This is a genomic window from Rhizobium album (genome assembly GCF_003122325.1).
Classification (GTDB): Bacteria; Pseudomonadota; Alphaproteobacteria; order Rhizobiales; family Rhizobiaceae; genus Metarhizobium; species Metarhizobium album.
The window spans coordinates 150,358-177,169 of the sequence record NZ_QFBC01000009.1 but is presented as its reverse complement, the minus strand read 5'-3'; the positions used below and the strand labels follow the sequence as shown (position 1 = coordinate 177,169).

23 protein-coding genes are annotated in these 26,812 nt (G+C 62.9%); 4 read left to right on the top strand and 19 right to left on the bottom strand.

All coding sequences use genetic code 11. The annotated features are described in order from the left end of the window. Nucleotides 1–81: 81 nt before the first annotated feature. The 7 genes from DEM27_RS19580 to DEM27_RS19550 form a co-directional block, all read right to left on the bottom strand. Nucleotides 82–1,608, bottom strand: a complete 1,527-nt coding sequence (locus DEM27_RS19580) for an extracellular solute-binding protein (RefSeq protein ID WP_109459937.1) — start codon at nt 1,606–1,608, stop codon at nt 82–84. A 525-nt stretch (nt 1,609–2,133) separates the two neighbouring features. Then, on the bottom strand, nt 2,134–2,844 hold the full coding sequence (gene gph / locus DEM27_RS19575; RefSeq protein ID WP_109459936.1) for a phosphoglycolate phosphatase: 711 nt from the start codon (nt 2,842–2,844) through the stop codon (nt 2,134–2,136). Between the two features lie 107 nt (nt 2,845–2,951). After that, nucleotides 2,952–4,364 carry a dihydrolipoyl dehydrogenase gene (gene lpdA / locus DEM27_RS19570; RefSeq protein ID WP_109459935.1) on the bottom strand — a complete coding sequence of 471 codons (1,413 nt, stop codon included), beginning with the start codon at nt 4,362–4,364 and terminating at the stop codon, nt 2,952–2,954. A gap of 93 nt (nt 4,365–4,457) precedes the next feature. Continuing rightward, nucleotides 4,458–5,798, bottom strand: coding sequence for an acetoin dehydrogenase dihydrolipoyllysine-residue acetyltransferase subunit (locus tag DEM27_RS19565; RefSeq protein WP_109459934.1), 1,341 nt, complete (start codon nt 5,796–5,798; stop codon nt 4,458–4,460). A gap of 11 nt (nt 5,799–5,809) precedes the next feature. Then, nucleotides 5,810–7,030, bottom strand: a complete 1,221-nt coding sequence (locus DEM27_RS19560) for a transaldolase family protein (protein ID WP_165823495.1) — start codon at nt 7,028–7,030, stop codon at nt 5,810–5,812. Nucleotides 7,031–7,055: 25 nt separating this feature from the next. Beyond that, entirely contained in the window at nt 7,056–8,060 is a 1,005-nt protein-coding gene (locus DEM27_RS19555; protein WP_205908929.1) for an alpha-ketoacid dehydrogenase subunit beta, read from the bottom strand. A 22-nt stretch (nt 8,061–8,082) separates the two neighbouring features. Beyond that, nucleotides 8,083–9,069 carry a thiamine pyrophosphate-dependent dehydrogenase E1 component subunit alpha gene (locus DEM27_RS19550; protein WP_109459931.1) on the bottom strand — a complete coding sequence of 329 codons (987 nt, stop codon included), beginning with the start codon at nt 9,067–9,069 and terminating at the stop codon, nt 8,083–8,085. 437 nt (nt 9,070–9,506) lie between these two features. Here DEM27_RS19550 and DEM27_RS19545 point away from each other — a divergent pair, with 437 nt between their 5' ends. Beyond that, nucleotides 9,507–10,436: a MurR/RpiR family transcriptional regulator gene (locus DEM27_RS19545; RefSeq protein ID WP_109459930.1), complete on the top strand. Its 930-nt coding sequence runs from the start codon at nt 9,507–9,509 to the stop codon at nt 10,434–10,436. 94 nt (nt 10,437–10,530) lie between these two features. On the opposite strand, the gene DEM27_RS19540 is transcribed toward DEM27_RS19545, so the two are convergent. Both DEM27_RS19540 and DEM27_RS19535 read right to left on the bottom strand, forming a co-directional pair. Next, nucleotides 10,531–11,247, bottom strand: coding sequence for an HAD-IA family hydrolase (locus DEM27_RS19540; protein ID WP_205908928.1), 717 nt, complete (start codon nt 11,245–11,247; stop codon nt 10,531–10,533). 3 nt (nt 11,248–11,250) lie between these two features. Beyond that, nucleotides 11,251–12,132, bottom strand: a complete 882-nt coding sequence (locus DEM27_RS19535) for a class II fructose-bisphosphate aldolase (RefSeq protein ID WP_165823493.1) — start codon at nt 12,130–12,132, stop codon at nt 11,251–11,253. 501 nt (nt 12,133–12,633) lie between these two features. On the opposite strand from DEM27_RS19535, the gene gdhA reads away from it, so the two are divergent. Next, nucleotides 12,634–13,983, top strand: a complete 1,350-nt coding sequence (gdhA, locus tag DEM27_RS19530) for an NADP-specific glutamate dehydrogenase (RefSeq protein ID WP_109459928.1) — start codon at nt 12,634–12,636, stop codon at nt 13,981–13,983. Nucleotides 13,984–14,052: 69 nt separating this feature from the next. On the opposite strand, the gene DEM27_RS19525 is transcribed toward gdhA, so the two are convergent. Continuing rightward, nucleotides 14,053–14,586, bottom strand: coding sequence for a GreA/GreB family elongation factor (locus tag DEM27_RS19525; protein WP_109459927.1), 534 nt, complete (start codon nt 14,584–14,586; stop codon nt 14,053–14,055). 615 nt (nt 14,587–15,201) lie between these two features. Between DEM27_RS19525 and DEM27_RS19520 the strand changes: the two genes are divergently transcribed. After that, nucleotides 15,202–16,038 carry a pseudouridine synthase gene (locus tag DEM27_RS19520; RefSeq protein ID WP_109459926.1) on the top strand — a complete coding sequence of 279 codons (837 nt, stop codon included), beginning with the start codon at nt 15,202–15,204 and terminating at the stop codon, nt 16,036–16,038. A gap of 59 nt (nt 16,039–16,097) precedes the next feature. Here the strand turns inward: DEM27_RS19520 and DEM27_RS19515 are convergent, their stop codons facing one another. The 7 genes from DEM27_RS19515 to DEM27_RS19485 all read right to left on the bottom strand — a co-directional run bounded on the left by DEM27_RS19515 (nt 16,098) and on the right by DEM27_RS19485 (nt 23,845). Next, nucleotides 16,098–16,793 (bottom strand): gamma-glutamyl-gamma-aminobutyrate hydrolase family protein, encoded by a 696-nt coding sequence (locus DEM27_RS19515; protein WP_109459925.1) that lies wholly within the window; start codon nt 16,791–16,793, stop codon nt 16,098–16,100. Nucleotides 16,794–16,854: 61 nt separating this feature from the next. Further along, complete coding sequence (locus DEM27_RS19510) at nt 16,855–17,817, bottom strand: ABC transporter ATP-binding protein (protein WP_109459924.1); 963 nt, start codon at nt 17,815–17,817, stop codon at nt 16,855–16,857. Further along, a complete protein-coding gene (locus DEM27_RS19505; protein WP_109459923.1) occupies nt 17,814–18,725 on the bottom strand; it encodes an ABC transporter ATP-binding protein in 912 nt (303 codons plus the stop codon). Before DEM27_RS19505 ends, DEM27_RS19510 begins: the two co-directional genes overlap by 4 nt. Then, complete coding sequence (locus DEM27_RS19500) at nt 18,722–19,543, bottom strand: ABC transporter permease (protein WP_109459922.1); 822 nt, start codon at nt 19,541–19,543, stop codon at nt 18,722–18,724. Before DEM27_RS19500 ends, DEM27_RS19505 begins: the two co-directional genes overlap by 4 nt. A gap of 5 nt (nt 19,544–19,548) precedes the next feature. Beyond that, nucleotides 19,549–20,484 carry an ABC transporter permease gene (locus DEM27_RS19495; protein WP_109459921.1) on the bottom strand — a complete coding sequence of 312 codons (936 nt, stop codon included), beginning with the start codon at nt 20,482–20,484 and terminating at the stop codon, nt 19,549–19,551. 84 nt (nt 20,485–20,568) lie between these two features. Next, nucleotides 20,569–22,161 (bottom strand): ABC transporter substrate-binding protein, encoded by a 1,593-nt coding sequence (locus DEM27_RS19490; RefSeq protein WP_109459920.1) that lies wholly within the window; start codon nt 22,159–22,161, stop codon nt 20,569–20,571. Between the two features lie 58 nt (nt 22,162–22,219). After that, nucleotides 22,220–23,845: an amidohydrolase gene (locus DEM27_RS19485; RefSeq protein WP_109459919.1), complete on the bottom strand. Its 1,626-nt coding sequence runs from the start codon at nt 23,843–23,845 to the stop codon at nt 22,220–22,222. A gap of 182 nt (nt 23,846–24,027) precedes the next feature. Between DEM27_RS19485 and DEM27_RS19480 the strand changes: the two genes are divergently transcribed. Continuing rightward, the gene (locus tag DEM27_RS19480; protein WP_109459918.1) at nt 24,028–24,969 is read left to right on the top strand and encodes a LysR family transcriptional regulator; all 942 of its coding nucleotides are present in this window, start codon (nt 24,028–24,030) and stop codon (nt 24,967–24,969) included. On the opposite strand, the gene DEM27_RS19475 is transcribed toward DEM27_RS19480, so the two are convergent. Together DEM27_RS19475 and DEM27_RS19470 are read right to left on the bottom strand one after the other, a co-directional pair. Then, nucleotides 24,970–25,770, bottom strand: a complete 801-nt coding sequence (locus tag DEM27_RS19475; RefSeq protein ID WP_109459917.1) for a M55 family metallopeptidase — start codon at nt 25,768–25,770, stop codon at nt 24,970–24,972. It abuts the gene before it with no gap. Beyond that, complete coding sequence (locus DEM27_RS19470; RefSeq protein WP_109459916.1) at nt 25,767–26,804, bottom strand: DmpA family aminopeptidase; 1,038 nt, start codon at nt 26,802–26,804, stop codon at nt 25,767–25,769. Before DEM27_RS19470 ends, DEM27_RS19475 begins: the two co-directional genes overlap by 4 nt. Nucleotides 26,805–26,812: the final 8 nt, after the last annotated feature.

The following is a 26,812-nucleotide window of genomic DNA, read 5'->3' as shown; positions in this document are numbered from 1 at the left end:
CGCCAGAACAAAGCCGTCAGGGGTGGCAAGGGCCGGCAGCAGCGCTGGCGCTGCTGCCGGCCGGTGATCGTCGCAAACGGGTCAGGCGCCGTTCAGCTCGTCGATTTGCGTCTGCAGCGATTTTGCCGTTTCTTCCGGCGACATTTCGCCGGACAGCATGCGCTGCGTTTCGGACGCGATCAGCGAATGATACTCGTTGGCTTCAGGGATCTTCGGACCGAGCACGAAATTCGGGTCCTGGATGCCGACGCCATAAGCGGCTTCGAAGGTGAGCGCGTTCGGCATCTTGCTCGGACGCTTCTGCGCTTCCTTGACTTCAGGCATGTCGAGCACCGACTGGCGGGTCGGCGTGCCGCCGAGACCCTTGAGAACGTCGAACTGCAACTGCCTCGACGTCGACCAGATGGCGAAGAGGTAAGCTGCACGCTGGACCTGCTCGGAAGCATTCTTGTTAATGCCGATGCCGCCGATGCCGCAGTTCGTGCCGTTGACGGACTCGCCGCCATTCTTGATCCAGCTCGCCTCGCCCTTCGGGCAAACGGCATAGGCCGTCTTGCCGCCGGCCGCACGCGATGTCTTTTCGTCTTCGACGGAGGCCGCGAACTCGTGATACTGCACCTGCATGGCGATGTTGCCGGACTGATAGACAGTGTTCAGCTCCAGCGTGCCGTTCGCCAGGTTGTCCGGGTGAGAGACGTCGGCGAGTGCCTTGAACTTCTCCAGCATCAGCACGGACTGTTCGTCGCCCCACTTGGTCTTGCCCGGCTCCTTGGAGCCCAGCTTGTCGTCGATGTCGAAATCGGTCCAGCGGCCGTGCGAGAACAACAGGCGCTGGATGTCCAACTGCGTCGTCCAGGCGAACGACCCCTGGTGCTGGGCGTAACCGTAGGGCACGTCGGCGCCGCCTTCCTTCAGCTTCTTGAAGAAGGTGGCGTAGTCGAGGACGTTCTTCCAGGTGGTATCCTTGGTGAATTCCATCCGGTAGCCATATTCGGCTTCGAAACTCTTCGAATGCTGCTCGAACAGGTCCTGGCGGTAGAAAGTGACCGGGATCGCCGCGTCGTACGGCAGGGCGATGACCTTGTCCTTGCTGTAGAAGCGACCGCAGGCGTTCAGGAAGTTTTCGACCCAGGCGCCGTCGCCGTAACCGTCCGGATCCTGAGGCAGGGCGTCATCGCCGAACATCGGCGTGAGATCGGCATAAAAATCGGCGAACGGCGCGCCGATCGGCTTGTCCTGCACGTAGTTCAGGATGTAGTCGGACTTGCCGGAACGCAGGTCGATACCCGCCTTCTGCTGCACGACCGGCAGGTCGTCGGTCAGAACCTCGACCTCGATGCCGGTGAGGTCATAAAAGGCCTTGATGTTATCGCGGATCGCGAAAGACGGCGGGGTATTTTCCGACAGGAACGTCAGCTTCGAGCCGGCGAACTGTTTCCATTTCGCATCGTCCGAGGATGCGGCCTGGACGCGCGTGCTCATGATCGTCGAATTCAAACCAATCGCCAGCGAACCGGTGCCGAGCATCGTGGCACCGATGCCGCCAAGCTCCAGGAACCGGCGACGGGTCACGCGTTTGTATAAGGCATTCTTCGGCCTGTGAAACATATCTCTCTCCCAAAAAGCTGCGAAGGCGCAGCCACCCTCCAAAGCGGCCTGGAGCCGGCTCCTCTCCGGCAACGAGGTCGAGCGTCATCTCATCTGGACGCAATGGAAACTTATGCGCGCGAAAATGTTTTGTAAATTATTTTCTTCAAATTCCGGAGAGATTCTTTTTCTCCCGGCTTCGCGCCGAAAACAGGAGTGAACAGAACGCAATTTCGCATTTTAAGTCCGCTTTTTTGTTGAGTTTTCAAATCTTGAAGAAAATTTCCATATAATTCAGTTTTGTAGGCCGTCCTGGCGATATCTTTCGCGGCCAGTCACAGGACACCTGTCCCACGGTGGAAATTGCCAACAGACACACGCTCTCATTGCGCGGGGTCATCCTCCACCAGAAATCCGATGCAAACGAGATGCAGGACCAGGGCGCAAAGGGCTGCTCATTGGCCTATGCGGCCGGAAGCGGGTACCGCTGTCTTCGACATCGGCACCGCCCGGCCTCAGCCGTTGTCCGAAAGGCGACGCGTCGGGTTACGACGGGGTGACATCCGATCCGGCCTTCGCCAGAACCGAAGCGAGCGCGGCCGGCAGTTCCGAAAAGCTGTCGATCAGCCGGTCGGCCCCGAGCCCGTCCAGCGGCGTCTTGGTGTAACCGTAGGTGAGCGCGATCACCGGCACGCCGGCCGCCTTGCCGGTGGCGATATCGACCTCGGAATCGCCGACATAGATGATCGGTTCGCCGCCGCCGGCGACCCGCGCCGTTTCCGTCAGGTGTCGCGGATCGGGCTTACCGACCTTGAACGTGTCCGGCCCGGCCACGATCGCGAAGAAACGCCCGAGGTCGAGATCCTCGACGATGAGGCGGGCGAAGCGCTCCATCTTGTTGGTGCACACACCCATGCGCCAGCCTTCGGCCAAAAGCTTTTCCAGCACCGGCACCACGCCGGCATAGGGCCGCGTCTCCTGCGAGACGCGGGCGCCATAAATCTCCGTAAACCGCTGGACGGCGGCCTTGCCGCCCTCCTCGTCCCAGGCGACCCCGCGCTCGGCAAGCGCGCTGCGGACCAGATTGGGAATGCCGTGGCCGATCAGTCGCCTCGCCGTCTCGGTGCCGATAGCATCCAGCCCTTTTTCCGCCATCAGCGTATCGAGCGCGCCGGCAAGATCAGGGACACTATCGACCAGCGTGCCGTCGAGATCGAAGACGATCGTACCGATCGTCGCGGTTGGTTTTTGGTTCATGTCGGTCTCCCAGGGCAGTTCCGCGTTTCTCCGAATCGCGAAACCGCGCCACCGTGTTGAGGTTGCGCAATTCCAGCAAACCGCTTCGCACTTTTCCGGGAATTGTACTAGCCGTGAATCGCGCCGGCTTCGGAAGCCAGCACAGCCTCATGCAGCGCTTCGGACAGTGTCGGATGCGGAAAGATCGTGTGGACGAGATGTTCGCGCGTGGCGCCGAGCGTCATGGCGAGCGAAAACACCGGCACCAGTTCGCTGACCGAAGGACCGATCATATGGGCACCGACCAGCTTGCCGCCGGTGCGCTCGAAAAGCACTTTCACCCAGCCCTCCGTTTCGCCCAGCGTCACCGCCTTGCCGTTGCCGCGGAAACTGAAGCGGCCGATATCGACCACCCGCCCGGCGTCGACAGCCGCTTGCTCGCTCAGGCCGATCGAGGCGACCTGCGGCGTGGCGAAGATGCAGGACGGCACCGGGCCGAGGCCGCCAGTCACCGCCCGCCCGGCAATCGCCTCGACGCAGCGCACGCCTTCATGCTCGGCCTTGTGGGCAAGCATCGGTGGGCCGGCGACATCGCCGATGGCGTAAAGGCCGGGGACATTGGTACAGCCGAGCCTGTCCGTCGCGATGGCGCCGTTGCGGAACGCCACACCCAGCCTTTCCAGGCCGAGGCCGCCGACATTGGCGACGACGCCGGCGGCGGAGAGCAGTTTTTCGGCCTCGATTTTTCGCGAGGTTCCTTCTGCTTCGGTGAGATCGACCAGCACGCGGCCGGCATCGGTGGACGTAGCGGCGATTTCGGCCCCGGTAACGATCTCGATGCCACGCTTGCGCAACGCCTTGCTCATCTGCTCGGCGATTTCCGCGTCCTCCTGCGGCAGAATACGCGGCAGGCGCTCGATCAGCGTCACCTTGGCGCCAAGGGCATTGTAGAGGCTGGCGAATTCGACGCCGATCGCACCGGCCCCGACGATGGCAAGCGATGCCGGAACGGCATCCGCCATCATGGCATGGTGATAAGACCAGATGTGCTTTCCGTCCGGGATGAGGCCCGGAAGGCGGCGCTCGCTGGCGCCTGTGGCGATGACGATGTGGGAGGCGCTGTAATCACCGGGCGGCAGCGTGCCTTTCGGCGCCTCCGACACCGCCGCAGAAACCGTGACGCGGCCAGGCTCCGGGATTTCCGCCGTGCCCCAGATCACGTCCACCTTGTTCTTGCGCAGCAGGAACTGCACGCCGGCATTGAGCTGGCCTGCGACACTGCGCGAGCGGGCGACGATCGCCGGCATATTGATAACCGGCTGTCCCGCCGCGATGCCGAAGGTGGCCGAATGGCGGGCATGGTCGAGGATTTCCGCCGAATGCAACAGCGATTTCGTCGGGATGCAGCCCCAGTTGAGGCAGATACCGCCGAGATGGCTGCGTTCAACGATTGCCGCGCGCAGGCCAAGCTGCGCCGCCCGGATCGCCGCGACATAACCGCCGGGTCCTGCCCCGATGACGATGACATCATAAGCCGACATCCGGCGGTCCTTTCATGCAATTCGGGAAATCGGGTTGCGCCGGCACCGGCCACGCGCCAGGGCGACGCGTGGCACGGCCGGGAGGTGAAGCGCTCAGCCGGCGCTTCGGATCGTTTGGGCGACCAGCCGCCCGACGAGCGGCGCGGCTTCGAGTTGCGGCAGGTGGCCGACCTGGGCAAGGCGGTGCAGGGCCACATGCGGCGGCACGGCCTCGGCCTGATCGGGCGGCACGATGCGGTCTTCGCGGCCGACGATGATACGGGCCGGTCCACCGAAGCGACCGAGCGCATCGCGCACCGAGAAGAGCTGGGTGTTCCCGGAGACGATGCCCGCCGCGAGTCGCGCCTGGTTCTGCGCCATGGCGGTGCCTTCGCGGCCGGCAAGCGTTGCGCGGACCAGCACGCCCGGCAGATCCGCCGGATCGTGGACCAGGAGATCGAGCCAGGCCTTCAACACCGTTTCACTGGCGGACGACAGGAAACCGGCGAAATAATCGCCGTTGATCTTGGGGCCGAGGCCGGCCGGCGCGATCAGCGTCAATGAGCGCACATCGAGATCCCCGCCGCCGGCTATGGCGGTCGCAACGGCCGCGCCCAGCGAATGGCCGACGAGATGCAGCCGGCCGATGTCCTGTGTGCGAAGCGTGTTGCGTACGGCGCCGACCAGGTCGTCGAAACTATCCGCCGCCGCTCCGGCCGCCGCGCCATGCGCCGGCAGGTCGATGGCGATGATCGGATTGGTGATGCCGAGATGCGACAGGAACGGCCGCCACGCCGACAATTCACCGCCGAAGCCGTGGATGAACAGGACGGGATCGCCCGTGCCCGATTGCAATGTCTTGAGCACGCCGGATCCGGCTGCCGAAGAGGGCTGGCTCGCGCTGCCCCGGAACGCGACGACCGAAGCCGTTTCCGCCGAGCGGCTGCGCTGGTAGGCGATGACGTCCTGCTTGACCACGGCGCCCTTCGGGCCGGTGCCCGGAATGGCGGCGATATCCAGCCCGGCACTGACGGCGAGGCGTCGGGCCAGTGGAGACGAGCCCCCCGTGCCGGTCTTGAGATAGGCGGTTTCCGTCACATGCGCGGTTTCGACGGCCGGAGAAGCGATGGGCTCCCTGGCAGTCTCGACGATGGCCTGCGCATCCTCGCCGGAAAATGCCTCGGCTGCAGGAGCCGGCACGGCCTCCAGTTTTTCGCCTTCCTCGCCCACCATCATCAACGGTTCGAGGACGACGGCCGTGTCGCCGACCTTGTAGCGGATGTCCAGGATCGTGCCGGTTTCGAAGGCCTCGACCTCGAAGACGGCCTTTTCCGATTCAACTTCGGCGACGATGTCGCCTTTTTTCACCTTGTCGCCAGGCTTGACGAGGATCGCCGTGACCTTGCCTTCGGTCAGATCCTGACCGACCTGCGGCATAAGAATGGGACGTGCCATGACGGTTCTCCTCAAGCCACGCGGCGGCGCAGGGTTTCGACGGATTGGGCGACGAAATCGACCGTCCGCCGGGTGGCGGCGGCGAATTCGGCCGCCGTTGCGGCAAAGGCACCGAAGTAGGAAAACTCTTCCGGCTTCATGCCGTTAAATTCATAGGCCTGACGAAAATAGGGAATGCGCATCAGCTTCTCGATCACCTCCGCCGGCGCATCCTCGTCGATCGCCTTCGGGTCGAATTCCGGCAGCCGGTCCTCGGCCTGCATCAGCTGGGCGATATAGCCAGGCGGGCATGTATATACAAAGTCGCCGCCGGCGATCTTGGCGATATGCCAGCTTGACGCCGAACCGCCCGGCCCTTCGTCCGCAACACGCATGGAGCATTGCAGCATCTTGCTCGGATGATTGCGCTTCTTGCCGTAGCGATAGGCCCGCTTCAGCACCGCCATTTCGCCATGAACGATATCCTCCGGCGAGAGCGCGATGCCGCGCGCTTCGGCCTGGGCCTTGAGGTCGCCGATATTGCCGAGCCGGGACGACATGTGGGTGATGACCGAGCGCCATGTCGACAGATCGATGCCCTCAGCCTTCGCCCGGTCGAGACCGCGCGAGACGGCGTTCATGCAGGCGACATATTGCGACACGGTGAAGGAGGTGGTGTTGTTGGTGGAAATGCCCCTTGCGGTCAGTTCCTCGATGACTTCGTAACCTTCCTTCGATCCCGGGATCTTCACCATGACATTCGGCGCGATTGCCGCGAGCTGAAGCCCCTGCTCCAGCATGCGTGCCCTGTCGGTGACGAAGCGGGGATCGACCTGACCGGAGAGGTAGCCATACTTGCCGCCGGACCTGTCGAAGACCTTGCGGATCATCGCCGCGCCGCGCCGGACGACGTCGAGATAAACCGTCCAGTAGATATCCTCGATATCGTCGACATTGCGCTCGGCGGCGATGCGGCGGATCTCTTCCGTCCAGAAGGCCGGATCGGCCTGGATGGCCTGCGCGGACAGCGGAGGATTGGTGGTCACGCCGCGAAAACCCATCTCACCGGTCTTTTCGGCATGGTCGGGATCGAAGAGGCGCGTCAGCTGTGCGGCCCAATCCGCCTGCTTTTCCGCCGGCGCGGACTTGAGAACGGATTGTTTCCAGCTTTCATAGACGAGCGGCGAGGAATCCCACCAGATCTCGCATTGCGGATTGGTGGCCGCCAGTTTTTCCAGGACATGCAGTGCCATTGTCGTGCTCCATATCTGTCCGGGGTTATTCGGCAGCGATCGCGACGGGCTTGGCATGCAGCGAACGCTTGACGGCGGCGACGATATCGTCGACCTGCGGCACGCTCGCCTTTTCCAGCTCCAGGTTGAACGGGATCGGAATGTTCAGGCCGGCAACGATCTCGATCGGCGCGTCGAGATGGTAAAAAGCTTCCTCCTGGATGATCGAGGCGATGTCGGAGGCGACGCCGCCGCGGCGCACGGCTTCCTGGACGATCACCGCCCGGTTCGTCTTGGCGACCGAGGTGAGGATCATTTCCTTGTCGAGCGGAACCAGCGTGCGCGGATCGATGACCTCGACCTCGATGCCTTCGGCCGCCAGCTTTTCGGCCGCTTCCAGCGTGCGCGGCACCATGTTCGACCAGGCGATCACCGTCACGTCCTTGCCGGGCCGCTTGATGTCGCCCTTGCCGAACGCGATGATGTGTTCGCCGTCCGGCACCATGCCCTTGGTCATGTAGAGATGCTTGTGCTCCAGGAACATCACCGGATCGGGCTGGCGAAGCGCGTATTTCAGCAGGCCCTTGGCATCCGATGGCGTCGAAGGCATCACCACCTTCAGGCCGGGAATGTGGTAGAACATCGCCTCCAGGCTCTGCGAATGCTGCGCCGCAACGCCGCCGCCCGTGCCGCCCTGCGTACGCATGATGAAGGGCACGCGCCCGTCACCGCCTGTCATCAGCCGGAATTTTGCCGCCTGGTTGACGATCATGTCCATGCCGAGCATGGCAAAGTCGATGTAGAGGATTTCTACGATCGGACGGGCACCGGCGATGGCCGCGCCGACGCCGACGCCGATCATGCCGGCTTCGGCAATCGGCGTATCACGGACACGCTTCGGGCCGTATTTATCGAGAAGCCCTTCCGTCACCTTGTAGGAGCCGCCGCGTTCGGCGATGCCTTCGCCGATGATGAAGACGGTCTTGTCGCGCGCCATTTCTTCGTCGATCGCCTCGCGTAGAGCGTCGCGGTACATGATTTCTCTGGCCATTTTCAATTCTCCCCCAACGTGATCAATAGGCTGCGACGAAGTCGTGGAACTCGGAGATCGAAATCTCACGGCTCGCCTTCGAGAATTCGACGGCTGCTTCGAACTCCTGCTTGATCTCGTTCTCGATCGCTTCGATTTCGGTGGCGTCGATGCCTGCCATCTCGACGAGCGCATTGCGGGCGCGATCGACCGGATCGCGGTCCTTGTAGTAGGCCAGCTTTTCGGCCGGCATGTATTTGCCGGGGTCGTTCACGTGGTGGCCCATGTGGCGGTAGGTTTTCGCTTCGATGAGGATCGGCCCCTCGCCGCGCCGGCATTTCTCGACGGCTTCCTGCGTCAGGTTGTAGACGGCGAGCGGATCGTTGCCGTCGACCTGGTAGCTTTCGACACCGATGCTGAGGCCGCGCTTGTAGAGATCGACCTCGCGGGTCGATTCCTCAATGCGGGTCGAAACCGCATACTGGTTGTTTTCGATGACGAGGACGAAGGCGAGGTTCCAGATCGCAGCAAGGTTCAGCGATTCCAGGAACGTGCCGTTGTTGGAAGCGCCATCGGTGGTAAAGGTCACCGTGACCGCGTCCGATCCCTTGATCTGCGCCGCCAGCGCCGCACCGACGCCGAGCGGCGTGCCGGCACCGACGATGCCGTTGGCGCCGAGGTTGCCGACGCTGATATCGGCGATGTGCATCGAGCCGCCGTAACCGCGGCAATAACCGCTCTCCTTCTGCAGCAATTCGGCGACCATGCGGTTGACGTCGGCGCCCCAGGCAATGCAGTGGCCGTGTCCACGATGCGTCGAGGCGATGTAGTCGCCTTCCTTCAAGGCCGCGCAAACGCCGGTGGCGATCCCTTCCTGCCCGAGATAGGGATGAAAGTAGCCGCGGATCAGGCCCTGCCGATAAAGCTTGATGCCCTCGGTCTCGAAGACGCGGATCTTATAGGCAGTTCTGAAAAGTTTTTCCAGAAGTTCCCGCGAAGGAGCATTTGCCTTGTGGGTCTGCGCTGACATGGATTGTCTCTCCCCAAAACATTCGTTTTTTTCGATGGGAAATTCCTAGCATTGCGCCCACAACCTGTCGAGAAAATTTTCTTCAAGAATGCCTGTTTTCCCAATGCGGCAGCACAATCACCAAAACTATTTTCATAAATGACTGCAATCATTTGAAATCTAATGAAATTTCTGGATGCCTCCGCCTGAACATCATTTTCAGGACGCATGGAAATTGCCGTCGACGCCACGCAGACGGTGTCATCTATCGAAAACAATGAAAATTTCTTACATATTCTTGTTCGGTCACCGCGGAATGGTCGAGAAGCTTGGGAAAATGGCCTGAAGAGATAAATTCCGGAACGCTCGATTGCCGCTAAGTTTGGCGAGTAAACTTTTCTTCCTTTTGCGGAAGTGGTACGAGGGACGACGGTCGCAATGAGCGGCCGCATTCCAATATGGATCAGTCAATGGCGGACGTTCGGCCTCTCGCGGATTTAAAGCAAAGCGATCTCCTGGAGAGGATACAGGAGCGATACGGAACGTTGCGCAAATCGGAACGCATCGTCGCGGACTTCCTGCGCAACAATGCCGGCCGCCGGCTCGACTCCTCGATCACCGAACTCGGCCGCACGCTGGGCGTGAGCGAGGCAACGATCAGCCGCGTCAGCCGTGCGCTGGGATATGACGGTTATCCCGACATGAAGCTGTCGCTCGCCGAGGGCACCCGCAGCCGCTCGAGCTTCGTCAACCTGCCGCTGGAGATCGAGGACGGCGATTCGCTGATCACCATCAGCAGCAAGCTCGCCAACCTGCTGATCGCCGGGACGGACGGAACGCAGCGCATGCTCGATGCCCACCGGCTCGAGCTCGCCGTCGAAGCGCTGCGAAAGGCGCGCCGGATCATCTTCGTCGGCGTGGGCGGTGCCGCTGCCATTTGTGACGAGGCGGCCCACATGTTCATGAAGGCCGGCTTCGATGCGACGAGCTATCGCGACGGCTATACGCAGACCATCGTCGCGGCGACACTGAAGCCGGACGATGTCATGGTCGGCATTTCCCATACCGGCACAACCGAAACCGTCGCCGACGCGCTGCTCCTGGCGCGCGGGACAGGCGCCACCGCCATCGCCATTACCAGCAGCACCGCCTCCGACGTCGCCAAGGCGGCGGACGTGGTGCTGACCACCTGGAGCGCCGGCCAGCAACTTGTGCCCCTGCACGGAGACTTTTTGGAAGGTCGCGTCAGCCAGTTGTTCCTGATCGACATTCTCTATGTCGGAACCCTGTTCCGTGTCGGAGAGAAATCCGCCAAAGCGCTGCAGTCCACCGGCGAGGCGCTGGAAAAACATTACCGACACAGGGGAAAAGGCACGCCCGAGAACTGATGACCGTCACCGCGGCATGCTTGCAGCCGCAATCGGCGCGCAACACGAAGTGGAGCGCATTGATAAGGACAAGATGGGGAGGAAGCGACCGATATCAGGCCGCTGCCGAGCCTTCGATCACAACCCGGCAGGCAGGAATATCGACGTTGCCTCCATCGAGATCGGGGACGACCCGGTCCGCCAGCGAAAAATCCTCTTCGCCGGTATAGGACGATATCGTGACAATGCAGCGCATGCCTGCCGCCTTGGCGGCGCGCAGGCCGTTGTTGCTGTCCTCGATGACCATGCATTGCGCCGGGGCCAACCGCAATTGGGTCGCGGCCAACGTGTAGATATCCGGCGCCGGTTTCTTTTTCGCGACGATATCGCCGGCAAACACCGTAATCTTCTTCGAACGCTGTGGTCCGAGCATGCCGTCGACAACCGCCTGCACGGCCTTCTCGTTGGACGTCGAGCAGACCGCAAGCACGATCCCCTCGGCGATCGCCTCTTCGACGATGCGGGCGATGCCCGGCCGGAGCGGCAGGCTGCCCTCGCCGATCAGCCGCATGAAAATCCCGGTCTTGAGTTTGTGAATGGAGGCGATCAGCGCGTCATGATCCGGATGACCGGCCGGCCAGCCGGTTTCGTTGAAATGACGAACCATGCGCTCCTTGCCGCCCGCGGTGAGCAGCAATTCGCCGTAACGTTCGACACTCCATTCGCAATCGATGCCGAGTTCGGCAAAAGCCCGGTTGAAGGCAACCCGATGGCCGTCGCGCTCGGTATCGACCAGCACGCCGTCGCAATCGAAGATAAGGGCCTGCATCATCGCTCAGCCCTCCCTTCCCGCGGCATGCGCAGCCTTGCCGGCGGAGCCGAAGGCGCGAATCATATCGAGCACGTCCTTCTTCATCGCCTCGTACTGGCCGGTGATGAACGGCAGGGGCTCCTCCAGCTTCGGCTTTTCCGTGCGCACGGCAATAAATCCTTCGATGAAGCGATGCTTGTGCATGGTGGAGATATTGACCTTGGCGCACCCTGCGGCAATGCAGCGGTCGAACTGTTCCTGGCTGAGGCCGGTGCCGCCATGCAGGGCGATCGGGATCGGGATCGCCGCGGTGATCTTTTCAAGCAGGCCGTAGGCGATCTTCGGCTGGCCCTTGTAGAAACCGTGCGCCGTGCCGATGGCCGGGGCGAAGACGGCGAGATTGGGCATGTTCTTCACGAAAGCCAGGCACTCGTCGTAATCGGCAAGGATCGCCGAATCCTCGGCAACGAACTTATCGTCCTCGACACCGCCGATCGCGCCGATCTCGGCTTCCAGGCCGACGCCTGCCGCCTCCGTCATGGCATAGATTTCTTCGGAACGGGCCTTGTTTTCGGCAAACGGCAGGGAGGAACCGTCGAACATCACCGAGGACCAGCCGGCATCGATGCAGCGACGGATGACATCGGCATCGCTGCAATGGTCGAGATGCAGCGCCACCGGCACGTCGACATCCTCGGCCATCATCCGCACCCATGTGGCGATCGGCTTGTAACCCCAGTGCTTGATCGTCTTGACGGACACCTGGACGATGATCGGCGCCTGAAGATCGGCCGCGCCCTCGATGATCGAGCGGGCGCTGTTGTAGTCGATCATATTGAAGGCGGCGATGCCGTAGCGGGCAGCCTGCGCACGCTTGAGCATCGGCCCCATTGTGACGAACGCCATGATTTCCATCCCGTCTGATTGTTTTCCCCGCACCCCTTCAAGCGGGGTGGAATGCCGTTGCGGCTTCGAAGACCTTCTAGCAGATCGAGCATTTTTGTAAATAATTTTCTTGAACGAGGATACTCACAACACAGATTTATCGAATTTTTTTGTTGCATCGACCGTGCAATGAAATCCTGATGGACGGTTCTTTATGCTCTTCCTCAAATCCATGAAAATAATTTATCTTGAGCCGGCACGAGAATTTTCCGTTACAATCCTCCTGGCGGCGGAGGCCTTGAGGCACGCCGTCACGCCGGGCCTCCCGACAGGTCGACCCGGGAACGCGCACCTCCCGCCTTCGCGGCGCCGGGCGGAACATCCGTTCGATTTCAACCTGCATATATCCAATCAGATATCGCCAATCTCGCATCGAATCCTGTTTCGATTGCTCAACAATTGAGCTATCACCGCCAGGCGTGCCCACTTGCCGGGCAAATACAGCTCATTGGAGATGAAAAATTGGTCAATGTGGATGAAAAGCTAGAACCCATCCTGAACGAAGTGCTGAGACGAAATGCCGGTGAGCAGGAATTTCACCAGGCAGTCAGGGAGGTTCTGGAAAGCCTCGGGCGTGTGATCGCCAAACATCCGAAATATGCCGACAATGCGCTGATCGAGCGCATTTGCGAGCCGGAGCGGCAGATCATCTTCCGGGTTCCGTGGGTCGACGACCAGGGGCAAGTCCAGATCAACCGCGGTTTCCGCGTGCAGTTCAATTCGGCGCTTGGTCCCTACAAGGGCGGCATCCGCTTCCATCCCTCGGTGAATGTCGGCATCATCAAGTTCCTCGGCTTCGAGCAGACCTTCAAGAACGCATTGACGGGCATGCCGATCGGCGGCGGCAAGGGCGGTTCCGACTTCAACCCGCGCGGCCGCTCGGATGGCGAGATCATGCGCTTTTGCCAATCCTTCATGACCGAACTGCATCGTCACCTCGGTGAATATACCGACGTTCCGGCCGGCGACATCGGCGTCGGCGGCCGCGAGATCGGCTACATGTTCGGCCAGTACAAGCGCCTGACCAATCGCTACGAGGCCGGTGTTCTGACAGGCAAGGCGCTTTTCTACGGCGGCTCGCGCGCCCGCAAGGAAGCCACCGGCTACGGCGCCACCTATTTCGTCGAGCGCATGCTGGCCACCAAGGGGCTCTCCTTCGAAGGTCGGCGGACGGTCGTCTCGGGGTCCGGCAACGTCGCGATCTACACGATGGAAAAGATCATCGAATTCGGCGGCAAGATCGTCGCCTGCTCGGATTCCAACGGCTATATCGTTGACGAAGCCGGCATCGATCTCGATCTCGTCAAGGAGATCAAGGAGGTCGGTCGCGAGCGGATTTCGGAATATGTGCGGATGAAGCCCAATGGCCCGCGTTATTTCGAAGGCGGCTCCATCTGGGATGTGCCCTGCGACATCGCCATGCCGTCCGCGACCCAGAACGAACTGACGGGCAAGGACGCAAAGACCCTCGTTCGCAACGGCGTCATTGCCGTCGGCGAAGGCGCCAATATGCCCTCCACCCCGGACGCGGTTCGCATCTTCCAGCAGGCCGGCGTCCTGTTTGCTCCGGGCAAAGCGGCAAATGCCGGCGGCGTCGCCACATCGGCTCTTGAGATGCAGCAGAACGCCTCCCGCGACAGCTGGACGTTCGAGCAGACCGAAACCCGTCTCGCCACCATCATGCGCAACATCCACGATCGATGCGCCGAGACGGCCGAAGAATTCGGGGCGCCGAGCGATTACGTGCTGGGCGCAAACATCGCCGGCTTCGTTCGTGTCGCGGAGGCGATGGACGCACTCGGCGTCATCTGATCGCGCAAGCGGCATCACCGAACGCAACCCCGGCTGCGTTCGGTCGCTGCAGATGGTGCACGGCCCGCATCAGGCCGCCTGCGGGCCGGGATCGTCACCGTCGCCGTCATGATCCGGCTCGAAGGTGCGTTGGTTTTTCGGCCGGAACCAGACCACGTCGGACCGCGCGCCCTGCGGGGCCGGATCGAGGCTCGGATGCTCGCCGCGGCGCCGGTCGACCTCCGGCTGGAACATGAGTTCGTCCACCGCAAGCGTTTCGTGGCGTCCGTTGGCGTATTCGATTGTCGTCACCTCGCCTACGGCGAGACCCAGGAGGGCAAGGCCGCGCATCGTGTGGATGGAGACCGCAAAAGCCGGCAGGTCGTCGCCTTCGCTCTGCACCAGGATATGTGGTCCGTGCGGCCTGCCGTTGACGCTGTAGCAGAGACGGCTGTTCAACGTGACGACATCGGACGGAACGTCATCACGGAAATAGATCGTGGCGAAATTCAGCTTGTTGCGCAGCAGCCGGAGATATGCCGGGTCGCCCGGCGAGCGGTCGACCATGGTGATCAGGATATCGACATCCTTGGTGGTCAATTGGGAAAAGGTTTCTCGTTGCATGACAATCTCCCCGGATCGCCTGTCGCGACCCTGGCATCCGAATGGTGATTTAGATTTGGAGATCCCCTGGCCGGTATCTTGACCGACCAGGGCAGCTATCCTGCGATAAGGCAGCCCGCATGACAAAAAAAACGAACCGGCCGGTGGCGCTCGAAACCCATGGTCTCCGTCTCCGTCAAGGCGCGCGGACCCCGCTTGTCAATGGCTGTCGGAGCCCGACTCTTTTGCTGGAAGACGTGAAATTGCGGTTACCGGACATGGTTCTGCTCGAGTAACGATACATTTCCTTAACCTCGACAAGAGGCCGGGAACGACAGCTGCAAATGTAAGGATGGGTTCAGGCACTCCCCGTACTCGGGGCGCGAAGCGCCGAGCCGGGGTCAAATTCCCGCGATGAGGAAAATCCGGTGCGTCTTGCAGGACGCGATATAGACCCAGAACGTATTCATCCCGACAGAGTGAAGCGGTTCCCCTGGTTTGTCAAGCACGGCGAGAGGCCGCAGCGTCGTCTCCATTTCTTGGCCCATCGGCTGCTCCAGCGAAGGGGCCGACGCCCGAAAATCGGTTCATGGCCCGCGCGCGGGAAAAACCCGGTTTGCGTTCGGGGCGGCCAGCATGTACCAATCCCCATCCCAACAACGAGACCTCCGCCCGAAAAACCGGCTCCCTATCGTGACCAGATCATTTCCTGCCCCTCCCGGCCTACGGGTTACGCTGCCCCGCGCGCTGTCCAAGCTCGGCTATTGTTCGCGCACACAGGCCGAGCAACTGATTACCGGCGGCAACGTCATGGTCAACGGGCGGCGCGTTACCAACCCTTCGACCTGGGTCGACCTGGCGAACGACAAGATCGCCGTGGACGGAAAAAACGTCTCCGCATCCGCCAAGGCCTATGTCATGATGAACAAGCCGCGCGGGCTGATCACCACACGCGACGATCCCGAAGGCCGTGCCACGGTTTACGACAGCTTCAAGCACGACGTGCCCTTCCTCTCCGCCGTCGGCCGTCTCGACAAGGCGAGCGAAGGGCTGCTGTTGTTCACCAACGACACGGTGTTTGCCCAGCGACTGCTCGATCCGGAAACCCACGTACCGAAGCTTTACCATGTGCAGGTCCGCGGAAACCTCGATGTAGCGGAACTGGAGCGGATGACGGCAGGCATCATGAGCGACGGCGAGTTGTTGCGCGCCGCCGCCGTGCGGCCCCTGCGCGCCGGCGACAAGAATGCCTGGATCGAAATCGAGCTGCGGGAAGGCCGTAACCGGCAGATCCGCAGGATGCTGGAGGGCCTGGGCGTCGAGTGCCTGCGCCTCGTCAGGGTGGCGATCGATACGCTGCAGCTGGGAGACCTGCCCAAAGGCGAGACGAGAAATCTCACCGGACCGGAGATAAAGGCGCTGCAGGCCAAGGTGGGAATGAACGATAGCGCTTCGAAGCGTAAAATACGCTGAGGTGGCGGGTCTCTTGGCCCAAACGCAGGCAACGACGCTTTCGCATCAAGAATCGCGCGTCAGCGGCCCGCCGCCTTCACGAATGCGTCGAATATCCGGGCGCCGGGGTGACTTTCTCCGTCGAGCCGCTCCGGATGCCACTGCAGGCCCATGGCAAAGGCATAAGAGGGCACCTCTATCGCCTCGACAACGCCGTCCGTCCCGCGGGCGGTGACGATAACGGCACTGGAGACCCCGACGACGGCTTCCCGGTGAAAGGTGTTGACGCTGAAGGCATCGGCATCAAAAATATCCGCCATCCTGGTACCGCGCGGAATATCCACGTCATGGCGCATATCGCCGCCGTCGTGGTCCAATGCGCCCGGCCATGAAGAGCGAACATCCGAAACCATGCGGCAGCCATGCAGGCAGGCGAGCATCTGCATGCCGTTGCAGATGCCGAGCACGGGTTTGTCGCGTTCAAGAAAGCCTTTCATCAGCGCCATATCGACAGCCAGGCGATCGGACAGAGGGTATTGGGACCGGTCGCGGTCCACATACCATTCCTGCGGAAAATTGATGCGTCCGCCGACACTCAGAAACCCATCGAACTCCTCGACGACATGATCGACCATGTCAGGCGCATAAGGAATACCGAAAGCGAAGGCACCGGCGCGATGGATCGCCGAAAAATAACTCTTCGAGATATCGTAGCGGTCGCCGCCGGAACTGGTGTTTTCGTCCATGATCACGGCGATCTTCGGCTTGCGGCTCATAATGTTTCCTCTCGTTGGCACGCCCGTTCCGATCTGAGCCCGGCCTGAACGTGTCCGGCCGTTACACCGAAGCCAGCCGGACTCGATGATCCCCGGCGACTTCCACCAGCTCGGAGGGGGCAGGCGCCGTGAAGACATCCGGCGCCGTGCTGCCGTCGGCGACGAAGCGGCGGCCGGCCAGCAACGGGATGTCTGCAAAACGATCTTCCCTTGCATGCGGGCTGAGCGCAGCATCCGGATCGGGGATGGCGGCAATCAGCCGGCGCGTATAGGGATGGGCCGGTGTTTCGAAAATCGCGCGCCAGCCGCCCTCTTCCACCACCTCGCCGAAATACATCACCAGCACCCGGTCGCTCATATGTTCGACGACGCTGAGGTCGTGGCTGATCATGAGATAGGAAAGCCCGAGCTTTTCCTGCAGGTCGAGCAGCAGGTTGATGATCTGGGCGCGGATCGAGACGTCGAGGGCGGAGACCGGCTCATCGAGCACGACGATTTCCGGCTCGAGGATCAGCGCCCGGGCGATGCCGATGCGCTGGCGCTGGCCGCCGGAAAATTCGTGCGGATAACGCCGCGCCTGCTCGGGCGTCAGGCCGACATTCTTCATGATCGCCTCGATGCGGCCCTCGATTTCGGAGGCTGCTGTAATGCCGTGCAGCCTTAGCGGCGCGGCAAGCGACGTGCGGACGGACTGACGCGGGTTCAGCGATGCATAGGGGTCCTGGAAGACCATCTGCACCGCCTTGGCACGCTGCATGCGGCTTGGAGCTCCGGGGCCGGTCAACGGCTGGCCGCGATAGCGGATCGTCCCCGCCGTCGGCTCCTGCAAGCCGAGGATGGAGAGCGCCGTCGTCGACTTGCCGCAGCCGGATTCGCCGACGATCGACAGGCATTCGCCTTTGGCCAGCGAAAAGCTGACGCCGTTGACGGCATGCAGCATGCGCCGCCCGGCACCGAGCAGGCCGCCGCCCGAAATCGGGAACCGGACGTGGAGGTCGTCCACCTGCAACAGGGGCGCGGTCATGGCTGGCTCCCTTGCGCGTCGCGCGGGGTGATGAAACGCGTCTCGGTCAGTTTCGAGCGGTCGGCGATGATGCTGTCGATGTCGACGAGGCGCTGGCGACCGTGCTCGCTGCGGCTGCCGAGGCGCGGCAGGGCGCCGAGCAGGCCGCGGGTATAGTCGTGCCGCGGATTTTCGAACAGCGCCCGCGTCTCGTTCTCCTCGACGAGGCAGCCGGCATACATGACGCCGACGCGCTGGCAGATGCTGGCGATGACGCCGAGATCGTGGCTGATGAACAACACCGCCGTGCCGCGCGCGGCACACAGCTCCTTGATCAGCCGCAGCACTTCCGCCTGCACCGTGACGTCGAGCGCCGTGGTCGGCTCATCGGCGATCAGAAGGTCGGGATTGCAGGCGAGCGCCATGGCGATCATCACCCGCTGGCGCAGGCCGCCGGACATCTGGTGCGGATAGTTCTTCGCCCGCCGGTCGGGATTGGGCACGCGCACGTTGCCCAAAGCCTCGACGGCGAGCGTGTGGGCCTCGCCCCAGCTTTTGCCCTGGTGCAGCACGAACATTTCGGCGATCTGCCGGCCGACCGTCGACAGCGGGTTGAGCGCCGTCATCGGTTCCTGGAAGATCATGGCGATGCGGTTGCCGCGCAGGCGGCGCATCTCGCGCTTCGGCAAGGCGAGCAGGTTCTTGCCCTTGAACAGGATCTCGCCGCCGGAGACCGCAAGCGGCTTCTTCAAGAGCCCCATGACGGCAAGCGACGTCACCGATTTGCCAGAGCCGGATTCGCCGACGAGACCATAGGCTTCCCCCGGCATGATCTGGAAGGAGACGTTTTTCAGCAACGGATGCTGGGCGGAACGGCCAAGCGAAACGCCAAGGCGAAGGTCCCTGATATCGAGAAGCGGCGCGGTCATGGCTTGCGCGTCCTCATATGCGGGTCGAGGCTGTCGCGCAGGCCGTCGCCGAGAAGGTTGAAGCCGAGCACGGAGAGGAAGATGGCAAGGCCCGGGAAGATCGCCACCCAGGGCGCCAACTGGATGAGCTGGCGTGCATCCGTCAGCATCGAGCCCCAGCTCGGGAACGGCGGCTGGATGCCGAGGCCGAGGAAGGAGAGCGCCGCCTCCGAAAGCACCGCCGACCCCATACCGAGCGTCGCCATCACCAGGATCGGCCCCATCATGTTCGGCAGGATCTGCGTGAACATGATGCGCAGGTCGCCGTAGCCGAGCGTCTGCGCCGCCTGCACATAACCTTGCGATTTCAACGAGAGCGTCGAGGAACGGGCGATGCGGCACGTCCAGCTCCAGTTGGTCAGGCCGAGCGCCACCAAAAGCGACGGCAGGCCGGGTCCGAGCACCGCCATGACGGCGAGCGCGAAGATCAGCGAGGGGATGGCGAGCATGACGTTGGTCAGGCCGTTCACCAGGTCGTCCCACCAGCCGCCCCAATAGCCGGCGGTCATGCCGAGCGTGATGCCGATGATCGAATTGATCACCTGCGAGACGATGCCGACCGTCAGCGAGATCTGCGCGCCGTAAAGAATACGGGTATAGACGTCGCGGCCCTGCGCATCCGTGCCGAACCAGAAGGTGGCGTCGGGCGGCAACTCGGAACTCATCAGGTCCGCATCGAGAACCGGATCGAAAGGCGCGATCCAGGGCGCGAGGGCGCCGGCAAGGATCACCAGCGCCGTCAGGCTCGCACCAAGCCAGAAATTGAAGCCGAGGCGCATTCCCGTCACTCCTGCTTGATGCGCGGATCGATCGCGGCATAGATCAGATCGACGGCCGTGTTGATGACCAGGAACCACAGCACGATGACGAGGATCGTGCCCTGCACCACGGGAATGTCGCGGATCGCCACGCTATCGACCAGCAGGGAGCCGATGCCCGGCCAGGCGAACAGTTTTTCGATGACGACGGCCTGGCCGATCAGCGAACCGAACTGCAGGCCGACGGTGGTGACGATCAGCACCAGCGCATTGCGCGCCACATGCCAGCGCACCACCTTCGTTTCGCTCATGCCCTTGGAGTGGGCGGTGCGGATGAAATCGGCGTTGAGCACGTCGAGCACGCCCGCCCGCGTCGTGCGCGCCAAAAGCGCCAGCGGCGTGACGCCGAGGGTGGCGGCGGGCAGGATGAGGTTCTGGAACGAGCCGTCGCCATAACCGAAGCTCGGCAGCCAGTTCAGCTGCAGCGCAAACAGATACATCATCAGCAGGCCGAGCCAGAACTGCGGCATGGAGAGGCCCGAGACAGCGCCGATCATCGTCACGGTGTCGAGGATCGAACCCGGCCGGAGTGCTGCCAGGAAGCCGAGCGGCACGCCGACGACGAGGGCGAAGACCATGGCGGCGATGGCGAGCTGCAGCGAGGCCCACATGCGGTCGTTGATCAGGTCGATCACCGGCTGGCGGGTGCGGAAACTGGTGCCGAGATCGAATTGCGCCAGATCGGTGACATAGGTCACGAAGCGTTCCATCAGCGGCTTGTTGAGCCCGAACTCCTCGTTGAGGCGGGCGATCATCTGCGGGTCGGCGGCGCGCTTGCCATCGGCGAAAAGGCTGGCGGCGAAGGTGCCGGGAACGACGGAGAAGATGACGAAGATCAGCAGCGCCACCACGATGACGGTCGGAATGATCTGCAGGATGCGGCGCAGGGTGAAACGAAGCATGAGCGGTTCCGTTTTGGCCGCCCGGACGGGCGCGACAATCGATGCGGGGGCAGCTTTGACGCCGCCCCCGAACCCCTCAAGGCTTTACTTGCGCGCGTCCGGCGCGTTTTCGTCGATCCAGATTTCGTCATAGGGCTGGACCGCCAGTTCGTTCGCATTCGGAACGAGGCCGTGGATCCACGGCTGGTAGGCCATGACCGCCTTGTTGTAGTTGAAGAACCAGACCGGCGCGTCGTCCTGCACGATGTTGTTGGCCTGGCGCAGCAGGTCGGTCTGCTTGGCAGAGTCGCGTTCCTGCTGGGCGGCTTCATACAGCTTGTCGAAGTCGGCGCTTGCATAGCTCGTATAGTTGCAGGCCGATTGCTGCGTCTTGGAATAATAGCAGCGCAGCGCGTTCAGCGGATCGGGACCGGACAGGTTCGACCAGATGAAGGCCTGGAAGTTGTTGGTGGTCACGGCTTCGCCGAGTGCCGAGCTTTCCACCGGCTTCGGCTTTACGGTGATGCCGACCTTCTTCAGCATCGGCAGGATCGCCTCGACGATCGGCACGCCCCAGCTCTCGTTCGGGCTCGCCGTCACCTCGAATTCGAAACCGTCGGCATAACCGGCTTCCGCCAGCAGCGCCTTGGCCTTTTCCGGATCGAAGGCATAGGCCGGCTTGTCCTTGTCGAAGGCCGGCGAGGAGATCGGCAGCCAGCCGGAGGCCGGATAGGCTTTGTTCTTGACGAGGCGTTCGATGATCAGCGGCGCGTTGATGGCGTGGTTGATCGCCTGGCGCACCCGCTTGTCCTTGAAGGGTTCGTAGGCCGGGTTGAAGCCGATGTTGCGGGTGTAAACTTCGGCGACTTCCAGCAACTGGCCCTTCAGCGCGTCTTCGCTCTGATAGGCCTGGTACTGCGTCGGGCCGAGGATCGATACGTCGATTTCCTTGTTGCGGAAGGCAACGTCACGGGCGGCATCTTCCGCCATCAGCACGATGTTGATGCGGTCGAGATAGGGCTTGCCCTCCTCGTAATATTTGTCGAATTTCTCGACGACGACCTGCGAGCCCGGCACATGTTCCTTGAAGACGAAGGCGCCGAGGCCGACGGGGTTCTTGGCGAAGCTCGTTTCATCCGCGATATTCGACGGATAGATCACCGTCGTGTTCTGCATCAGCGGAAAGCCGGGATTGATCGGGCCGGTATAGGTGATCTCCAGCGTGTTGTCGTCGATCTTCTTCAGGCCGGAAATCTCGTCTGCCGTACCGGCGATATAGTCGGCGGCGCCCTTGATGTTGGCGATGAAGCTGGCGCCCGGGAAGGCATTCTTCGGGTTGGCGATGCGCTTGTAGCTGTAGATGAAGTCGTCTGATGTCAGCGGCTTGCCGTTGTGGAACACGGCGTTCTTGCGCAGGTGATAGGTGTGGACCGTACCGTCCGCGGAAACATCCTCGGAATCAGCCAGTTCCAGCACCGGCTTGTTCTGGATCGAATCCCAGCTGTAGAGCGCCCGATGGATCGCCTGGGTGATGAATTCTTCCTGCGTATTCGGGCTGGCCTGTACGTCGAGCGTCGCGAAGCTCGAACCGTACGGTGCGGTGAAGACGAGCGTTCCCCCATGGCGCTCGCCGGCGGCCAGCGCCCCGGTAGCCACGCCGAGGCTGAGCATTGCGGCCAGTGTCAGTCTTTTGAGCATGTCGTTTCCCTCCCGTGCCGTTTTCGGCATCGTTTCGATTGTTCAGTCCGGCAGACCGTCAGCGCGCATCATGCACGACGCGGCCTGCAAGCAGGGTCAGCAGGCAGCGTGTGCCCGACAGGATGGTTTCTGGCTCCGCCGTCAGCAGATCGTTGTCGAAGACGGCGATATCGGCCCATTGGCCCGGCACCAGCTTGCCCTTCACCGCTTCGGCCTTCTGCGACCAGGCGCCGAATTCGGTGTAGGCCTGCAACGCCTCTTCCGGGCTCAACCGTTCGGACGCATCCATGACGGTGCCCTTGCCGGTCTTGCGCGTGATCATCGCGGAGAGGTTCGGGAAGGGATCGGGCGAGCAGACCGGCGAATCCGAACCGGTCGAGGGCTTCAGGCCCATGCGCATCCATGTGCCGATCTGGTAGGACGACTTGCCGCGCTCCTCCCCGAGCACGGAAATGTAGCTGTCGCCGAAATCGTGGATGAAGGCCATCTGCGGCGCCGGCAGGATGCCGGCCGCTTTCATGCGCGCATCCTGTTCTGCCGTCGAGAACCCGCAATGCTCGATGCGGTGGCGGCGGTCGGGATCGGGGTTGACCGCCAGCGCCTTTTCGTAGGCCGTGACCAGCTGCTCGATCGCACCGTCGCCGATCGCGTGGCAGGCCATCTGGTAACCGCGGTCATGGCAGGATTTGACGATCGTTTCGACCACCTCGTCCGGCAGCATCTGTACGCCGATATTGTCCGGCTCGCCCAGATAGGGTTTTGTCATCCAGGCGGTGCGCCCGCCCGCCGAACCGTCGAGGAAGATTTTCACCGCGCCGACGCGCAGCATATCGTCACCCGCTCCGGAAACCAGGCCGGCGCGCCAGCAGTCCTCGACGATCGAAACACCGGGATCGCCGAGCAGCGTCAGCCAGACGCGCACCGGCAGCCGGCCGGAAACCTTGGCCATCTCATAGGCCTGGATTTCCGCAAATCCGGAGACATGACCCACCGCTGCATCCATGCAGCTGGTGATGCCCAGCGAGAGCAGGTAGCGCCCTCCCCGCTCGATGCCGTCGATCAGCTCTTCCGTCGTCACCTCGGGCATCGCCGCCTTGATGAGGTTCATGGCGTTTTCGGCGAGGAAACCGTTGAGACGTCCGTCCGTGAGGCCGATCACGCCGCCGTCCGGCACCGGCGTCGCCTCGGTGACACCGGCAAGTTTCAGCGCCATCGAATTGGCGATTGCCACATGGCCGCAGGCGCGTGTCAAAAGCACCGGATGGTCGGGCACGGCGCGATCGAGTTCCTCGCGCGTCGGATGCCGGCCGACATCGAGCTTGACCTGGTCGTAGCCGCGCGCGCGCACCCAGCCGCCCCTCGGCGTCTCTGCGGCACGCTCGGCAAGTCTTGCCGTCAGGGCGGCGAGCGTCGGCGCAGCCGCCGGCGTCGCATCGACCCAGCCCATGGTGATGCCGGTCGAGATCAGATGCAGGTGGTTGTCTATCAGGCCCGGGCTGGCAAAGCGGCCCTCGAGGTCGATGACCTCCGTCCGCGGCCCCTTGAGGCTGAGCATGTCGGCACTGCTGCCGGTGGCAAGAACCTTGCCCTGCCATACGGCAAGGGCTTCGCTGACGGTCTCGCCCCGGCCGCACCAGATGCGGCCATTGTGCAGGACAAGATCGGCTTCGATAACAACGGACATTCACCACTCCCCTGTCGGGACGGCCGAACCGGCGTCCCGTTCCTCCTGCCGCCACGTTAAGGATTGCGGCAGGCTTGGCCAATTCGCTTTTTGCAAAAGCCCATGCCAAATTGGCATACCTATTTCGATTGAATGACTTATGATCGATTCTCCGCGCGGAGTGAATGGGAGGGGAGCCCGGCATGGAGATCAAATGGCTGGAGGATTTCGTCACGCTTGCCGACACGTCGAGTTTTTCGCGTGCGGCGGAAATGCGCAATGTCACGCAGCCAGCCTTCAGCCGGCGGATCAAACAGCTGGAAAACTGGCTCGGCGCGACGCTGATCAGCCGCGCCACCATGCCGGCAGAACTGACCCCGGCCGGCCGGAATTTCCTGCCCGTCGCACAGGAGGCAATTCGCACCTGCTATGCTGCCCGCGAGGCGCTGAGGCCGTCCCACGAACCGGGCCTCGTTCGTTTTGCCGCCCTGCACACGCTGACGGTGACCTTCTTTCCGCGCTGGCTGAAAGCGCTGGAGAAAGCGGGCGGCGGCTTCAGCACGTCCTTGATGCCGGACCGCGGCGGCATCGAGGCGAACCTCGACGCGTTGGTGGGCGACGAGGCGGATTTCTTTCTGACCTATACCCATCCGGAAGTGCCGTTCCATCTCGATCGCCGGCAGTTCCTGTCGCTGACGGTCGCGCATGACCGGCTGGTGCCGCTCGTCGCCGCCAGCGTGTCGATGGCCGGCGGCAACCAGCCGGGCCTGCATATTCTCGACCGTGCGGTGGCGCAGCCGCGACTTGCCATTCCTTATCTGAGCTACGGCTTCAATTCCTTCTTCGGCGTCGCCCTGTCGCGCCTCCACCTCCGCCGCCCGCCTTTCCGCCGCCGCACGACGCATGAAAACACCATCAGCGCCGGGCTTATGAACATGGCGATGACGGGCGCCGGCGTCTGCTGGTTGCCGGAAAGCCTGGCACGTGACGAGATCGACACCGGCCGCCTCGTGCCCGCATCCGCCGACGACGGCTGGAACCTGGACCTCGAAATCCGCCTGTACCGGCACGCCGCCAGCCGCAACCGCAAGGTCGAAGACCTGTGGCGGACGGCAAAGCAGCTGATCGAGCGCGAACCGGCCTGATCAGGCCTTCAGGAAGACCAGCGCGCGCAAAATCTCGGCAAAATCCGCATGATCGAAGGCGACGGCGCGCAGGCCATGCGGGCGGGCGCCGGGATACCAGCCGGCGCGGTAGGCATCGGTCGGATTGTTGAACTCGATCACCACCTCGTAGCGCTCGGCGAGCGCCTGCAATGCCTGGGTGAAATCGCCCGACAGCGCCTCCGCCACGCCCTCGCGGATCAGCCGGCGCGACCATGCGGGAGAAATCGAGGTCGCGGCGCGGCCCTTGCCCTCGAGCGTTTCGACCGCCTTCAAGCCCGGAACCATCGTCCGCGCTTCCGAACAGATGCCGGCATCACCGGAAAGGAAGACCGAGGGCACGCCGTAACCGGCGGCGCAGAGCGCGTTGACGGTGAATTCCGACGCCACCTCGCCGTTGAGGAGCAGCCGCGAGATCCGCATGTTCGAGGTATGGGCAAGCGGATTGTCTTCGCTGCCGGCCTTGGAATGATAGCCCGTATAGACCGCCGCCGCAAAACCGGCATCGAGGCCGAACATCATGGCGTCGGGATGCCCTGACCAGCCGCGTACGATGCGGACATAATCGGGCAGGCGGTCGAGGATCAGGTTGCGGCCGCTGTCATGGGCATCCTTGACCACGACTTCGGTCGCACCGGCGGCGCGGGCACCCTCGCAGGCGGCAACCACCTCCGCCGTCATCAGGGCGCGAAATTCGGCCCAGTCGGGGTGGGTACGCTCGGCCTCGTCCCAATGGGCGATGCCGGCGGTGCCTTCGATATCGGCAGAAATGAAGACTTTCATGGGCTTGGGTTCTCCTTCAGCCAGTCGGCAAGGGCGGGATAGAGGCGGCCGTTGCGCGCCGGGGTGGCAGGCGCCATGCAGAGCGCGTTCAAAACCGCCTCCTGCGTGGTTTCGGCGGCGGCACGGAAGGCGATGTCGATATGGTCGTCGGCAAGCCGTTCCTGCGTGGAAAAAGCCTTTGCGGGATCGTGCTCCACCGGATCGGCCGTCGTGAAGCAGAGGACGATATCGCCGCTGCCATGGCCCCAGAAGGCGCCGAGCCGCGCCAGTCCAGCCCCGCCGCGCCGCGCGACGCGCTGCAATTGCCGGTCGCCGAGCGGCAGGTCCGTCGCCGTAATGACGATGACGGAGCCACGTTCGGGGCTGGCCGGTACGCGCGGGTCCGGCCGCCGGCCGTCCGGCAGGACGAGGTCGCCCGCCGCGCCGAAATTGGCAAGCACCAGGGTGCCGAGCATAAAATCGCGTTTGCCGATTCGCAGGCGGCGCGACGCGGTGCCGATGCCTGCCTTGAAACCGAAGGCCGTCATTCCAGAACCGGCGCCGACGGCGCCCTGCTCGACCGGCCCGGCCCGGGCCTCATCCAGCGCCGCCATGGCATCGCCGGGCGTCACCGCCAGCGCCTGGATGTCGTTGATGCTGCCGTCGTTGCATTCGCAGACCAGCGGATTGACGGTCGACGTCTTTCGCCCGATCGCCGGATTGGCGGCAATCGCCCGGCGGATCAGCGCTTCCGTGCAGGCGGCAACCCCGAACGTGTTGGTGAGCAGGATCGGCGTTTCAATGGTGCCCAGCTCGGCCACCTGCATCAGCCCCGCCGATTTGCCGAAACCGTTGATCACCTCGACGGCCGCACGCGGTTTGAGGCGGAAGAGGTCGCCCGGATGCGGCAAGATCGCCGTGACACCGGTAAAAATTCCCTCGCCACGCAGGGATCGGTGCCCGACCGCCACGCCCGGCACGTCGGTAATGCCGTTATCCGGCCCCACAGCCAGCCGGCTTTCCGGCATCAATCCCAGTTCACGCGCCGTCTTCATTGCCACGC